Origin of the sequence: Cupriavidus basilensis, assembly GCF_000832305.1 — a bacterium.
Classification (GTDB): domain Bacteria; phylum Pseudomonadota; class Gammaproteobacteria; order Burkholderiales; family Burkholderiaceae; genus Cupriavidus; species Cupriavidus basilensis_F.
The window spans coordinates 528,676-543,291 of the sequence record NZ_CP010536.1; the positions used below are offsets into that span (position 1 = coordinate 528,676).

The following is a 14,616-nucleotide window of genomic DNA, read 5'->3' on the forward strand; positions in this document are numbered from 1 at the left end:
TGAACACGCCCGGATTGGCGAGTGCCGGCGCTTTCGCTCCGGCTTGCTCCCTTAGCCCTTCAACGCCTGCTCCACCGCGCGCGCCGCCAGCACCGGGATCAGGTGCGCGCGGTACTCTGCGCTGGCATGCAGGTCGGTGTTCAGCTTGCTTGCATCCACCACCACCGCGCGCGCTGCCGCCGGCGTGAAGCTGGCTGCCAGCGCCTGCTCCAGCGGTGCGCTGCGGAACACGCAGTCGGCCGCGCCGGTGACCGCGACCCGCACGACCTTGCCGAACTGCGCCACCATCACGCCCACCAGCGCAAAGCGCGATGCCGGGTTGCGAAACTTGATGTAGGCGGCCTTGTCCGGCGTGGGAAAGCGCACGGCGGTGATCAGCTCATCGGGTTCCAGCGCGGTTTCGTAGAGGCTCCTGAAGAAGCTATCGGCGGCGATGTTGCGGCGGTCGGTGACCACCGTGGCGTTGAGCGCGAGCACGGCCGCCGGGTAGCAGGCGGCCGGATCGTCGTTGGCGAGCGAGCCGCCCAGCGTGCCCATCGCGCGCACCTGGCGGTCGCCGATGCCGTCGGCCAGCGCGGCCAGCGCGGGAATGCGCTTGCGCACGTCGGCGTTGGCCGCGACGTCGGCATGGCGTGCCGCCGCGCCGATCACCAGCTCATCGTTTTCGACACGGATATCCGCCATGCCGGGAATGCGGGCTACGTCGATCAGCGCGGATGGCGCGGCCAGGCGTAGTTTCATCGCGGCCAGCAGGCTCTGGCCGCCGCCCAGGTACTTGGCGTCGGGGTCCGCTTTGAGTTTGTCCACGGCCGCCTTGGTATCGGCGGCGCGTTCGAAATTGAATGCGTACATGGTGTGCCTCCGATCTCAGTTAGGGGCCTGCGCCAGGCGGATGTCCTGCCACACGCGGTGTGGCGTGGCGGGCATCTGGATGTCGTGCACGCCAAGCGGCGAGAGCGCATCCACCAGCGCGTTGATGAAGGCCGGCGGCGAGCCGATCGCGCCGGCCTCGCCGCAGCCTTTTACGCCCAACGGGTTATGCGTGCAGGGCGTGCCCTTGGCGGTTTCCACTGTGAAATCCGGCAGGTCGCCGGCGCGCGGCATGGCGTAGTCCATGTAGGAGCCGGTCAGCAACTGGCCGCTGTCGTCGTCGTACACGCACTGCTCCAGCATGGCCTGCCCGAGGCCCTGGCCGATGCCGCCGTGTACCTGGCCTTCGACGATCATCGGGTTGATGATGTTGCCGAAATCGTCCACCGCGGTGAACTTGATCACCTTGCTCTCGCCGGTGTCCGGATCGACTTCCACCTCGCAGATGTAGGCGCCCGATGGATAGGTGAAGTTGGTCGGGTCGTAGAATGCGTTTTCGTTCAGGCCTGGCTCCAGCTTGTCGAGCGGGTAGTTGTGCGGCACGTAGGCGGTGAGCGCAACCTCGCCGAAGGTCTTGCTGCGGTCGGTGCCGGCCACGCTGAACGTGCCGTTCTTGAACTCGATGTCGGCGTCCGAGGCCTCCAGCAAGTGGGCAGCAATCTTCTTGGCCTTGGCTTCGATCTTGTCGAGCGCCTTCATGATGGCCGAGCCGCCCACCGACAGCGAGCGCGAGCCATAGGTGCCCATGCCGAACGGCACGCGGCCGGTGTCGCCGTGCACCACTTCCACGGCATCCAGTGCAATGCCGAGCCGGTCCGCCACAATCTGCGCGAAGGTGGTTTCATGCCCCTGGCCGTGGCTGTGCGAGCCGGTGAAGACGGTCACGGTGCCGGTCGGGTGGACACGGATCTCGCCGACTTCGAACAGTCCCGCGCGCGCGCCCAGCGCGCCGGCGATATTCGACGGCGCCAGCCCGCATGCCTCGATGTAGCAGGAGTAGCCCAGGCCGCGCAGCTTGCCGCGCTGCTTCGCTTCTTCACGACGCGCGGGAAAGCCTTTGACGTCGGCGAGTTCCTGCGCGCGTGCCAGGCACGGCTCGTAGTCGCCGGTGTCGTAGGTCAGGCCGACCGGGGTGGCGTAGGGGAAGTCGTGGATGAAGTTCTTGCGGCGGATTTGCGCCGGGTCCATCTTCATCTCGCGCGCCGCGGCTTCCACCAGCCGCTCCACCACATAGGTGGCTTCCGGGCGGCCCGCGCCGCGGTAAGCGTCCACCGGCGCGGTGTTGGTGAACACGGCGCGCACCTCGGCATAGATCGCCGGCGTGGCGTACTGCCCGGCCAGCAGCGTGGCGTACAGGATGGTCGGCACGCTGGACGCGAAGGTCGACAGGTAGGCGCCCATATTGGCGGTGGTGTGCACCCGCATGGCCAGGAACTTGCCGTCGGCGTCCATCGCCAGCTCGGCCTTGGTGACGTGGTCGCGGCCGTGCGCATCGGTCAGGAAGGACTCCGAGCGTTCGGCGGTCCACTTGATCGGGCGCTTGATCTTCTTCGAGGCCCAGGTCAGCGCCACGTCTTCCGCGTACAGGAAGATCTTGGAACCGAAGCCGCCGCCCACATCCGGCGCGATGATGCGCAGGCGCGACTCCGGCAGGCCAAGCACGAAGGCGCCCATCAGCAGGCGCTCCACGTGGGGGTTCTGGTTCGATACATAGACCGTGTAGCTGTCGTCCTGACGGGTGTAGCTGGCATTGACGGCGCGCGGCTCGATGGCGTTGGGGATCAGCCGGTTGTTGATGATCTCCAGCGTGGTCACGTGGGCGGCCTTGGCAAAGGCGGCGTCGGTGGCGGCGCGGTCGCCGTGGCCCCAGACATAGCTGGTGTTCTCGGGCACGTCGTCATGCACCAGCGAGGTGGCCGAGGCAGCGTGGGCGGTGTTCACCACGGCGGGCAGTTCATCGTATTGCACGTCGATCTTCTCGGCGGCGTCCTTGGCTTGCTGCAGCGTTTCGGCTATCACCAGCGCGACCTGGTCACCCACGTGGCGGGCCTTGCCCTGCGCCAGCACGGGGTGCGCAGGTTCCTTCATCGGGCTGCCGTCGATGCTGTGGATCAGCCAGCCGCAGGGCAGGCCGCCGACCTTGTCGGCCGCCACGTCGTCGCCGGTGAAGATGGCGACCACGCCCGGCGAAGCGAGTGCTTCGGTCTTGTCGATGGAGACGATGCGGGCGTGCGCGTGCGGCGAGCGCAGGAAGTAGCCGTAGCTTTGCTGCGGCAGCACGATGTCGTCCGTGTACTGGCCGTTGCCGGTGAGAAAGCGGTAGTCTTCCTTGCGCTTGACCGAGGCGCCGATCAGGTGCTGGTTGTCGGGTGCGTTCATGGCGGTCCCCTTATTCAGCGCTGACGCCATGCATCGCGGACTGGCCTTCCTGCACCGCGCGCACGATGTTGTGATAACCGGTACAGCGGCACAGGTTGCCGTCGAGCTGCTCGCGGATGGCGGCGGCGTCGGCATTGGGCTGCTGCTTGACCAGCGCGATGGCGCTCATGACCATGCCGGGCGTGCAGAAGCCGCACTGCAGGCCGTGGCAATTGCGGAAGGCTTCCTGCATGGGGTGGAGCTGGCCCTCCGGGGCGAGTCCTTCGATGGTGGTGATGCTGGCGCCATCCGCCTGCAGCGCCAGCATGTTGCACGACTTGACCGCGCGGCCGTCCATGTGCACGGTGCAGGCGCCGCACTGGGCGGTGTCGCAACCGACATGGGTGCCGGTCAGGCGGAGTTGTTCGCGCAGGAACTGGACGAGAAGGGTGTGGGGTTCTACCTGCGCGTCGACGGCGCGGCCGTTGACGGTCAGGCGGATAGGAATCGCCATGCTTGTCTCCATGTGGGTGGACACGTGCACGACCAATCCCTGAATCCCGAAAAAACTGCGCGGGACTGGCCACGACGCGTTACTGCCGTTTGTTGGGTACGGCTATTTCGTGATGTTGGTACTGCGGTATTGCGGTACTGCCGTTGCCGCCGGTCAATGCCTGGCAATGCCGCGCCGCGAACGTTTGGCTGCGACATGCTCTAACAGTTAATCACAAATCGCCGGCGCATGCCATGCGGGTTGCCCCTTCGCCACCTGACGCCGCAAGAGCGCGTGGACGGCGTCGGCCGCGGGGGTGCAGGATGGCGCTGCTAGAATGGCCCGCCGTCCGGCCGCCACACCGTATCCACGCCGCATTCACACCGCATCCACCTCGCTCCGGCACCAGATCTCTCTATATGGAAGGCTTCATCGACTGGCTGTTCGAAACCGTTGCCCTGCCCAAGGTGGGCTTGCCGGCTATCTTCGTGGTCAGCCTGGTGTCCGCCACCTTGCTGCCCCTGGGCTCGGAGCCGGCGGTCTTCGCGTATATCAAGCTCAATCCGCACCTGTTCTGGCCGGCCATCGTCGTCGCCACGCTCGGCAATACCGCGGGCGGCGCCATCGACTGGTGGCTTGGCTACGCGGCCAAGCTGGCCGTGGTGCGCTTGCGCCAGCGGCGCCAGCAGCGCGCGCACGAGGAGGAGCACGCCGAACACCGCCGCCATCCCCGCCAGCCGCGCAAGCCGTCGCTGGATGCGCGCTACTTCCGGTGGATGCGCCGGCTGGGACCGCCGACCCTGCTGGTATCGTGGTTGCCCGGAGTTGGTGATCCTTTGTGCACTTTGGCCGGCTGGCTCCGGCTCTCGTTCTGGCCGAGCCTGGTTTACATGGCGATTGGCAAGTTTCTGCGCTACCTTGCCATGACGATTGCCCTGCTCTGGATTCCGGATAGTTTCTGGCACGGCATCGCAGCCAGCCTCAAAAGCCTGTTCTAGCTAGCGCCTCTCGCGCCACGGCGAGGGTGATGCCACCCTTGCCCAAGCAGGGCTCTGCCATGTTGCGGCGCGGCGAAAGCAGGCCTTGAAGTACAATTGCCCTTTAAAGACGATCCGGCGCACCGTCTCCGTGCGCTACAGGAAGCGGTCCCCTCCCCATGAACGCCCCACTCGTGCTCGATGCCAAACTCGCCGCGCAGGATGCGCCTGCGCGCCTGCGAGAGATCCCTTATAACTACACGTCATTCTCGGATCGCGAGATTGTCATCAGGCTGCTAGGCGAAGAAGCCTGGCGTATCCTGGCCGAGCTGCGCGGCGAACGCCGCACCGGCCGCTCCGCCCGCATGCTGTACGAAGTGCTGGGCGATATCTGGGTGGTGCGCCGCAATCCCTACCTGCAGGACGACCTGCTGGAGAACCCCAAGCGCCGCCAGATGCTGGTTACGGCACTCCACCACCGGCTCTCCGAGGTGGAAAAGCGCCGTGCCGCCGACCGTGCCGAGCACGCCGAGCCGGCCGCCGAGGACCGCTCCCACCGGGTCGAGCAGCTGGTCAGCTTTGCCAAGCAGGCCATCGAGGACTTCAAGCAGGAGTTCGCGCACGCCTATGACCTGCGCAAGCGCACCCAGCGCGTGCTGGGCCGCATCACGCAGAAGGACAACATCAAGTTCGACGGCCTGTCGCGCGTCTCGCATGTGACCGACGCGACCGACTGGCGCGTGGAATATCCCTTCGTGGTCCTCACCCCGGACACCGAGGAAGAGATCGCGGGCATGGTCAAGGGCTGCTTCGAGCTGGGCCTGACCATCATCCCGCGCGGAGGCGGCACCGGCTATACCGGCGGCGCCGTGCCGCTGACGCCGATGAGCGCGGTCATCAACACCGAGAAGCTGGAACAACTCGGGCCGGTCGAGCAGACCGACCTGCCGGGCGTGTCGCACAAGGTCGGCACCATCTTCTCCGGCGCCGGCGTGGTGACGCGCCGCGTGGCGGATGCGGCGGACAAGGCCGGGCTGGTGTTCGCGGTCGACCCGACCTCGATCGATGCTTCCTGCATCGGTGGCAACGTGGCCATGAACGCCGGCGGCAAGAAGGCCGTGCTGTGGGGCACCGCGCTGGACAACCTGGCCTGGTGGCGCATGGTGGATCCGGAAGGCAACTGGCTGGAAGTCACGCGCCTGGACCACAACCTGGGCAAGATCCATGACGTGGCGGTCGCCACCTTCGAGCTCAAGTGGTCGGACGGCAACCGCGCGCCCGGCGAAAAGCCGCTGCGCACGGAAACCCTGGCCATCGAAGGGCGCAAGTTCCGCAAGGAAGGCCTGGGCAAGGACGTCACCGACAAGTTCCTGGCGGGCCTGCCAGGCATCCAGAAGGAGGGCTGCGACGGCATCATCACCAGCGCGCGCTGGATCCTGCACCGCATGCCGGCGCATGTGCGCACCGTCTGCCTGGAGTTTTTCGGCCAGGCGCGCGACGCCATTCCGAGCATCGTGGAAATCAAGGATTACCTCGACGCCGAATCGCGCACCCCCGGCGGCGCCATCCTGGCCGGCCTGGAGCACCTGGACGAGCGCTACCTGCGCGCGGTGGGATACGCCACCAAGAGCAAGCGCAATGCCTTCCCCAAGATGGTGCTGATCGGCGACATCGTCGGCGACGACCAGGACGCGGTTGCCCGCGCCACCTCGGAAGTCATCCGCATGGCCAACGGCAAGAGCGGCGAAGGCTTTGTCGCGGTCAGCCCGGAAGCCCGCAAGAAGTTCTGGCTGGACCGCTCGCGCACCGCCGCCATCGCCAGGCACACCAACGCCTTCAAGATCAATGAAGACGTGGTGATCCCGCTGCCGCGCATGGGCGAGTACACCGACGGCATCGAGCGCATCAATATCGAGCTGTCGATCAAGAACAAGCTCCAGCTGACCGACGCGCTGGAAGCCTTCTTCGCGCGCGGCAACCTGCCGCTGGGCCGCAGCGACGATGCTAACGAGATCCCCAGCGCCGAGCTGCTGGAAGACCGCGTGCAGCACGCGCTGCAGCTGCTGCGCGAGATCCGCTCGCGCTGGACCTACCTGCAGGACCACCTGGATACGCCGCTGGCCACCGCGCGCGCGTCGCTGATCGGCCATGGCCTGGGCCTGCTCGGCCAGGCTTTCGAGGCGCGCCTCGAGCAGCAGCCGGACGCCACCGTGTTCCACCTGCTGCAGGACCGCACCATCCGCGTGTCCTGGAAGAGCGAAGTGCGCGCCGAGCTGCGCAATATCTTCAACGGCGGCGAGTTCAAGCCCATCCTCGACGAAGCGCAGAAGATCCACAAGCAGGTGCTGCGCGGCCGCGTCTTCGTGGCGCTGCACATGCACGCCGGCGACGGCAACGTGCACACCAATATCCCGGTCAACTCGGACGACTACGACATGCTGCAGGACGCCCACCGCGCGGTGGCCCGCATCATGGCGCTGGCACGCTCGCTGGACGGCGTGATTTCCGGCGAGCACGGCATCGGTATCACCAAGCTGGAGTTCCTGACCGAGGACGAGATCGGCGAGTTCCGCGAGTACAAGCAGCGCGTGGATCCGCAGGGCCGCTTCAACAAGGGCAAGCTGCTGCCCGGCGCTGACCTGCGCAATGCCTATACGCCGTCGTTCGGGCTGATGGGACATGAGTCCATCATCATGCAGCAAAGCGATATCGGCGCCATTGCCGACAGCGTCAAGGACTGCCTGCGCTGCGGCAAGTGCAAGCCGGTGTGCGCCACCCACGTGCCGCGCGCCAACCTGCTGTACAGCCCGCGCAACAAGATCCTGGCGACTTCGCTGCTGGTGGAGGCCTTCCTGTACGAGGAGCAGACCCGCCGCGGCATCTCGATCAAGCACTGGGACGAGTTCTCGGACGTGGCCGACCACTGCACGGTCTGCCACAAGTGCGTGACGCCGTGCCCGGTCAAGATCGACTTCGGCGACGTGTCGATGAACATGCGCAACCTGCTGCGCAAGATGGGGCAGAAGAAGTTCAACCCCGGCACCGCCGCGTCGATGTTCTTCCTCAACGCCACCAATCCGCAGACCATCAACATGACCCGCAAGGTCATGATCGACTGGGGCTACAAGGCGCAGCGCCTGGGCAACGACGTACTCAAGAAGTTCGCCAGGAAGCAGACCGCGCACCCGCCCGCCACGGTGGGCCGCGCGCCGGTGCAAGAGCAGGTGATCCACTTCATCAACAAGAAGATGCCGGGCAACCTGCCCAAGAAGACCGCGCGCGCGCTGCTGGACATCGAAGACAACGAGATCGTGCCGATCATCCGCGACCCGAAGCGGACTTCGCCCGAGACCGAGGCGGTGTTCTACTTCCCGGGCTGCGGCTCGGAGCGGCTGTTCTCCCAGGTGGGCCTCGCCACGCAAGCCATGCTGTGGCATGTAGGCGTGCAGACCGTGCTGCCGCCGGGCTACCTGTGCTGCGGCTATCCGCAACGCGGCAACGGCCAGTTCGACAAGGCCGAGAAGATGGTCACCGACAACCGGGTGTTGTTCCACCGGGTCGCCAACACGCTCAACTACCTCGATATCAAGACCGTGGTGGTGAGCTGCGGGACCTGCTACGACCAGCTGGCCGGGTATGAATTCGACAAGATCTTCCCGGGCTGCCGCATCATCGACATCCACGAATACCTGCTGGAGAAGGGCGTCAAGCTGGAAGGCGTGACCGGTACGCGCTACATGTACCACGACCCCTGCCACACCCCGATCAAGACCATGGACCCGACCAAGCTCGTCAACGAGCTGATGGGCGGCAACGAGGGCGGCAGCAAGATCGAGAAGAACGAGCGTTGCTGCGGCGAGTCCGGCACGCTGGCGGTGTCGCGCCCCGACGTTTCCACCCAGATCCGCTTTCGCAAGGAAGAGGAAATGACCAAGGGCGCGGACAAGCTGCGCACCGACGGCTTCGTGGGCGACGTCAAGATCCTGACCAGCTGCCCGTCCTGCCTGCAGGGTTTGTCGCGCTACAAGGAAGACGCCACGGTCACGGCGGACTACATCGTGGTGGAGATGGCCAAGCACCTGCTGGGCGAGAACTGGATGCCGGACTATGTGGCCAAGGCCAACTCGGGCGGCATCGAGCGGGTGCTGGTGTGATGGAGGTGCGAGGGTGGTGGGCTCGATGCGCCGATCTCGCACGATCGGTTGACACATCGGGAGCGCCCGCATGAATCTCATCCCCAACTGCCCGCTGTGCGAGACGGACGGCGGCGAACTGGTCTGGCGTGGCGAGCGCGCCCGGGTCATCCTGGTCGAGCATGAGCGCTTTCCCGGCTTCTGCCGGGTGGTGTGGAATGGCCACGTTGCCGAGCAGACCGATCTGCCTGAGGACGACCAGGCCTGGCTGATGCGGCTGGTGGCGCGGGTGGAGCGCGTGGTGCGCGAGACCATGGTGCCCGACAAGGTCAACCTGGCCGCCTTCGGCAATATGGTGCCGCACCTGCACTGGCATATCATTCCACGCTACCGCTGGGATACCCATTTTCCCGAAGCCGTCTGGGCGGCTGCGCAGCGCGAGCCGGATGCCGTGCGCCTGGCGGGCCTTGCGCAGCGCCTGCCGGCATTGCGCGCGGCCCTGGCGAAACTGGCCGAAGCAGGCTGACGCCTGGCGTAGCCGTGCCCGTGCCGTGCCCGTGCCGTGCCGGCATTGCTATCGGTTTTTTTGAATTTCCGGAACCAGCCGGGCGGCGCCGTCTTCTAACACCCGTTGTCTTCATTCCCACAAGAGCGGGGCCGGTGGATCTGCCATGGCCCGCTTGCGCGAAAGGTGCCATGTCCACACCGTCTTCCGTTACCGTTCCAGGCCCGGCCGTGCCGGCCCGTGCCCTCAGGATCCAGAGCCGCCTGCGGGTGGCCGAGACATGGGACCTGATCAAGCCTTACTGGATATCCGAGGACCGCAAGGCCGGCCTCGGGCTGCTGGCCTTCGTGGTCGCGCTCAATCTCGGCATCGTTTATATCAACGTGCTGCTCAACGAATGGAACCGCGTGTTCTACAACGCGCTGGAGCAGCATGACTACACCTCCTTCAAGGCGCTGCTGATCCGTTTCTCCTGGATCGCCGGCTTCTTTATCGTGGCGGCCATATCACGGCAGTACTACACCATGATGCTGCAGATGCGCTGGCGTACCTGGATGACCGACCGCTTCATGGACCACTGGCTCAGCCACCAGGCTTACTACCGCATAGAACAGACGCACGCCACGGACAACCCCGACCAGCGGCTTGCGGACGACCTGCGCTCGTTTACCGATGGCGCGCTGTCTCTTTCGCTCGGGCTGCTCAATTCGGTGGTGACGCTGGTGTCTTTCGTCGGCATCCTGTGGGCTGTTTCCGGGCCGATCAGCTTCATGCTGGGCGGCACCGAGATCACGATTCCGGGCTATATGGTGTGGTTCGCGGTGGGCTATGCCGTGATCGGTTCGCTGATTGCCCACGTGGTGGGCCGGCCGTTGATCGGCTTGAGTTTCCAGCAAGAGCAGTACGAGGCGGATTTCCGTTTCATGCTGGTGCGCTTGCGCGAGAACAGCGAGCCGGTGGCACTTTACCGGGGCGAGCCTACCGAGCAGGCGGGCCTGCGCTCACGCTTTGACCGCATTCGCGCCAACTGGAAACAGTTGATGCGCTATACGCGTCGCCTGACCTTTGTCAGTTCCGGCTACGGCCAGTTCGCCATCATCTTTCCGCTGCTCGTGGCCGCGCCGCGCTACTTCGCCGGCAAGATGACGCTGGGTGGGCTGATGCAGGTGAGCCAGGCCTTCGGCCAGGTGCAAGGGGCGCTGTCGTGGTTCGTTGACAATTACTCCACGCTGGTCGGCTGGAAGGCCGCAGCCAACCGGCTGATCGACTTCCGCGATGCTATCCGCGTGGCGGAGCGCCAGGACCAGGAGCACACCGGCGTGCGCGACATCGAGGTGGTCCAGGCTGGCACCGGTACCGATTCCGGCGGCATCCGCATCGACACCCTCGCGCTGGCGCTGCCGGTGCGCACCGGCAACGGCAACGGCGGCGAGATCCAGCAGCGGCTGCTGGTGGCGGCGTTCTCGCTGCAGATCGCGCCCGGCGAACGCTGGCTGGTCAGCGGCCCCTCGGGCTGCGGCAAAAGCGTGCTGTTCCGCGCGCTGGCCGGGATCTGGCCCTACGGCAGCGGCAAGGTAGCCATGCCCGGCGCGGCTCGCATGCTGTTCCTGCCGCAGCGCAGCTACCTGCCGATCGGCACGCTGGCCGATGCGCTGGCTTATCCCGACGCCGGCACCGTGCATAGCCGCGAAGCCTTGCAGAAGGTGCTGCGCGAAGCCTGGCTCGGCGCCCTGGCCGAGCAGCTCGACGTGTTCGACAACTGGTCGCTGCGGCTGTCGCCGGGCGAGCAGCAACGCCTGGCCTTTGCGCGCGCGCTGCTGCAAAAGCCCGATTACCTGTTCCTGGACGAGGCCACCAGCGCGCTCGACGAGGAAACCGAAAGCGAGATGTACCGCCTGATGGTGGACTCCCTGCCCGGCGCGGCGATCATCAGCATCGCACACCGCAGCACGGTTGCCGCCTTCCATGGCAAGCGCCTGCGCTATGTCGCGGCCGACGGAGCGCACTGGGAGGCGGAGCACGATGGGCAAGGTGAGGCGGCTGCGGTAAGCTATCGGGTCGTACACGAAGCGTAAAGGCCGGTGTGGCCGCAACCTGCGGCTCGCCCACAGCCGCACGCCACCCATCATGGCAGGCCTTGAAAAAGATACTCCCCATCCCACCGCACTTACCGTGCACACGCAGTCGCGCGTGCTGGAGGTGGGTTTTGACAACGGTTCCAGCTTCCGGCTGCCGTTCGAATACCTGAGGGTGAACTCACCCTCGGCCGAAGTGCAGGGCCACGGCCCGGGCCAGGAAGTGCTGCAGACCGGCAAGCGCGACGTCACCATCGCCGCGGTGGAGCCGGTCGGCAACTACGCCATCCTGATCCGTTTTTCCGACGGCCACGATACCGGCATCTATTCCTGGGAACTGCTTTACCGCCTGGGCGCCCAGCAGGACACCATCTGGCAGTCCTACCTTGAGCGGCTGGAAGCTGCCGGCGTCGATCGCGACACCCCCATGGCGGCCCCCGGCGGCCATGCCTGCGGCAGCCATTGAGATTGCGCCCCCGCGGGCCATTACTGAGTTCTGGAGCGAGTTATGAGCGAGACCCACTTCGGGTTCGAGAAGGTCAAGGAAGAAGAGAAGGCTGGCAAGGTAGCCGAAGTCTTCCATTCGGTGGCCAACAAGTACGACGTCATGAACGACCTGATGTCCGGCGGCATGCACCGGCTGTGGAAGATGTTCACCATCGCCCAGGCTGGCGTGCGGCCTGGCTTCAAGGTGCTCGACATCGCCGGCGGCACCGGCGACCTGGCCAAGGCCTTCGCACGCCAGGCCGGGCCCACCGGCGAGGTCTGGCTGACCGACATCAATGAGTCGATGCTCCGGGTTGGGCGCGACCGCTTGTTGAATAAAGGCATCGTCATCCCCACCTGTCTCTGTGACGCCGAGCGGATTCCGTTCCCGGACAATTATTTCGACCTGGTCACGGTGTCCTTCGGGCTGCGCAACATGACGCACAAGGAGGTCGCATTGTCAGAGATGCGCCGGGTGATCAAGCCGGGTGGCAAAGTCATGGTGCTGGAGTTCTCCAAGGTGTGGAAGCCGCTGGAAAAGGCCTACGACATGTATTCGCTGAAGTTCCTGCCGTGGCTGGGGCAGCGCGTGGTACAGGATTCCGATAGCTATCGCTATCTGGCCGAATCGATCAGAATGCATCCAGACCAGGCTTCACTTGTACGTCTTATGGAACATGCGGGCCTGGAGAATGTCGAATACTTCAACCTGACGGCGGGAGTGGTGGCGCTTCACGTCGGGCGAAAGTACTAGACTGATATAGGCTCAAAGAAAGATGAGCGAACTTAACAGGGGAAGCACTGATATGTCGCTATTTCGCGCAAAATTCATGGCGGGTGTGCTGATTGGCACGCTTGCCCTCGGCATGGCGCTCGACGCCAATGCCAAACGCCTCGGCGGGTCGCGCAGCATCGGCAAGCAATCGTCCGGCGTGACGCAACGCCAGCAGGCACCGGCGCAGCAATCGCCGAACCAGACGCCCGCGCAGCAGGCCCCGGCCCAGCAAGCCGCGCCCGCTGCAGCAGGCGCCGGCGCAGCCGCTGCTGCCGCGCCCAAGCGTAACTGGGGCGGCATGCTCGGCGGCATCGCCGCCGGCCTGGGCATCGGCTGGCTGCTGTCGCACTTCGGCCTGGGCGGCGCCGCCATGGGCTTCCTGTCCAACCTGATCCTGATCGCCCTGGTGGCGTTCGCCGCAATCTGGCTGATCCGCAAGTTCCGCGGCGGCGCCAAGGCACCGCAGCAACCGGCCTATGCCGGTGCGGCAGCCGGTGCCGGCGGTGGCTCGGGTAACGGATTTGGTGGCAGCAACGAACCGGTCCTGCGCCAACAGGTGCCGGTTGGTTCACCCAACCCGGTGATGCCCGCGCCCGGTTCCGTCGCCTCGATGCAATCCGCCGCACCGGTGATGGCTGGCGCGGCCGTTGGTGCTGCTGCGGGCGCGGCCCAGCCCTGGGGTGTGCCGGCCGACTTCGACACCCAAGCCTTCCTGCGCAACGCCAAGGTGTACTACGTACGCCTGCAGGCGGCCTGGGATGCCGGCAATCTCGAGGACATCCGCGAGTTCACCACGCCGGAAATGTTCGCCGAGATCAAGATGGACCTGTCCGAACGCGGCACCGAGGTCAACAAGACCGACGTGGTCACGCTGGAAGGCGAACTGCTCGGCATCGAAGACAGCCCGGCCCAGCATCTGGCCAGCGTGCGCTTCTCCGGCATGATCCGCGAAAAGGCCGGCGAGCCCGCCCAGCCCTTCGCCGAAGTCTGGAACCTGGCAAAGCCGGTAAGCGGCCCTGGCGGCTGGCTGCTGGCGGGGATCCAGCAAACTTCCTGAGTGCAGGGAGTGCCTCGCCGGCAGGTTTAAGGCCGGCAGGTGACATAGAATGGAGGCCCACGTGAAAACGTGGGCTTTTTTGTTTGTGGGGTGGGGGGATTCCGTTGCTTGACTTTGTAGTTAAGCAGTTGCTTTTGCCTGTGACTGTGACTTTAGAACCGATCAACCCCTAACACCTACTGAAAGGCCCGCCCCCAGCCCCACCCAATCATGACCACCCTCCCCACCCCCTTGGCCACCCCCCCGATCACTGCCCTGAACCACCTGCTGGAACAGGAGCCCTGGGCAACCACCATGCTCCAGCCCTTCGCCGGCCGCATCATCCGCTTTGACGCGGCCGCGTTCACGCTCGCATTGAAGGTGACGGGGCAGGGCCTGACGGAGCTGGCCCCGGTGGATGAAACCCCGGCGGTCACGCTGACCGTGCCGCTGCAGCAGTGGCCGCTGGTGGCCTCGGACGTGGCGGGCGGCGGCCAGGCGGCGGCGATGAAGCATGTGCGCATCGAGGGCGATGCCGAGCTGGCCAATACGGTCTCCACGCTGGCCCGCAACCTGCGCTGGGATGCGGCCGAGGACCTGTCGCGCGCATTGCGCGGCATCCTGGGCGGCCCAGTGAGCGACAGCGTGGCGCAACGGGTGGTGGACGGCGTGCAGCAGGTGCATGCCCAGGCCACGCGGGTCGGCCGCGCGCTGGTCGATAACGTGACCGAATACCTGCTCGACGAGCAGCCGACCTTGGTGCGCCACGCGGCGCTCGACGAGTTCGGCGCGGGCGTGAGCGCGCTGCGCGACGACCTCGCCCGGCTGGAAAAGCGGCTGGAAAAGCTGGAGCAGCGCACCCGCTCCGAGCGTGGCGCCGGCACGCTGCCGTCCGCCCATCGCTGAAT

General features: G+C 65.9%; 11 protein-coding genes. 8 read left to right on the forward strand and 3 right to left on the reverse strand.

Features of this window, described 5'->3' with window-relative positions; translation table 11 throughout:
- Positions 1-51: 51 nt before the first annotated feature.
- From RR42_RS02360 to RR42_RS02370, 3 genes are read right to left on the reverse strand one after another with little or no spacing between them, the layout of a single operon-like run.
- Complete coding sequence (locus RR42_RS02360; RefSeq protein ID WP_043343552.1) at positions 52-852, reverse strand: FAD binding domain-containing protein; 801 nt, start codon at positions 850-852, stop codon at positions 52-54.
- A 15-nt stretch (positions 853-867) separates the two neighbouring features.
- On the reverse strand, positions 868-3,249 hold the full coding sequence (locus RR42_RS02365; protein ID WP_043343555.1) for a xanthine dehydrogenase family protein molybdopterin-binding subunit: 2,382 nt from the start codon (positions 3,247-3,249) through the stop codon (positions 868-870).
- A gap of 10 nt (positions 3,250-3,259) precedes the next feature.
- Positions 3,260-3,742 carry a (2Fe-2S)-binding protein gene (locus RR42_RS02370; RefSeq protein WP_043343558.1) on the reverse strand — a complete coding sequence of 161 codons (483 nt, stop codon included), beginning with the start codon at positions 3,740-3,742 and terminating at the stop codon, positions 3,260-3,262.
- A 398-nt stretch (positions 3,743-4,140) separates the two neighbouring features.
- On the opposite strand from RR42_RS02370, the gene RR42_RS02375 reads away from it, so the two are divergent.
- The 8 genes from RR42_RS02375 to RR42_RS02410 all read left to right on the forward strand — a co-directional run bounded on the left by RR42_RS02375 (position 4,141) and on the right by RR42_RS02410 (position 14,614).
- Positions 4,141-4,719, forward strand: a complete 579-nt coding sequence (locus tag RR42_RS02375; protein ID WP_043343561.1) for a YqaA family protein — start codon at positions 4,141-4,143, stop codon at positions 4,717-4,719.
- A 158-nt stretch (positions 4,720-4,877) separates the two neighbouring features.
- A complete protein-coding gene (locus RR42_RS02380; RefSeq protein WP_043343565.1) occupies positions 4,878-8,852 on the forward strand; it encodes a DUF3683 domain-containing protein in 3,975 nt (1,324 codons plus the stop codon).
- Positions 8,853-8,922: 70 nt separating this feature from the next.
- Positions 8,923-9,357 (forward strand): HIT family protein, encoded by a 435-nt coding sequence (locus RR42_RS02385; RefSeq protein WP_043343566.1) that lies wholly within the window; start codon positions 8,923-8,925, stop codon positions 9,355-9,357.
- A gap of 170 nt (positions 9,358-9,527) precedes the next feature.
- Positions 9,528-11,411, forward strand: coding sequence for an ABC transporter ATP-binding protein/permease (locus RR42_RS02390; protein ID WP_043343569.1), 1,884 nt, complete (start codon positions 9,528-9,530; stop codon positions 11,409-11,411).
- Positions 11,412-11,463: 52 nt separating this feature from the next.
- On the forward strand, positions 11,464-11,877 hold the full coding sequence (locus tag RR42_RS02395; protein WP_043343572.1) for a gamma-butyrobetaine hydroxylase-like domain-containing protein: 414 nt from the start codon (positions 11,464-11,466) through the stop codon (positions 11,875-11,877).
- 42 nt (positions 11,878-11,919) lie between these two features.
- Entirely contained in the window at positions 11,920-12,651 is a 732-nt protein-coding gene (gene ubiE / locus RR42_RS02400; protein ID WP_043343575.1) for a bifunctional demethylmenaquinone methyltransferase/2-methoxy-6-polyprenyl-1,4-benzoquinol methylase UbiE, read from the forward strand.
- A 52-nt stretch (positions 12,652-12,703) separates the two neighbouring features.
- On the forward strand, positions 12,704-13,729 hold the full coding sequence (locus RR42_RS02405; RefSeq protein WP_173430668.1) for a Tim44 domain-containing protein: 1,026 nt from the start codon (positions 12,704-12,706) through the stop codon (positions 13,727-13,729).
- Positions 13,730-13,939: 210 nt separating this feature from the next.
- The gene (locus RR42_RS02410; RefSeq protein ID WP_043343577.1) at positions 13,940-14,614 is read left to right on the forward strand and encodes a ubiquinone biosynthesis accessory factor UbiJ; all 675 of its coding nucleotides are present in this window, start codon (positions 13,940-13,942) and stop codon (positions 14,612-14,614) included.
- The last annotated feature ends 2 nt before the right edge of the window (positions 14,615-14,616 follow it).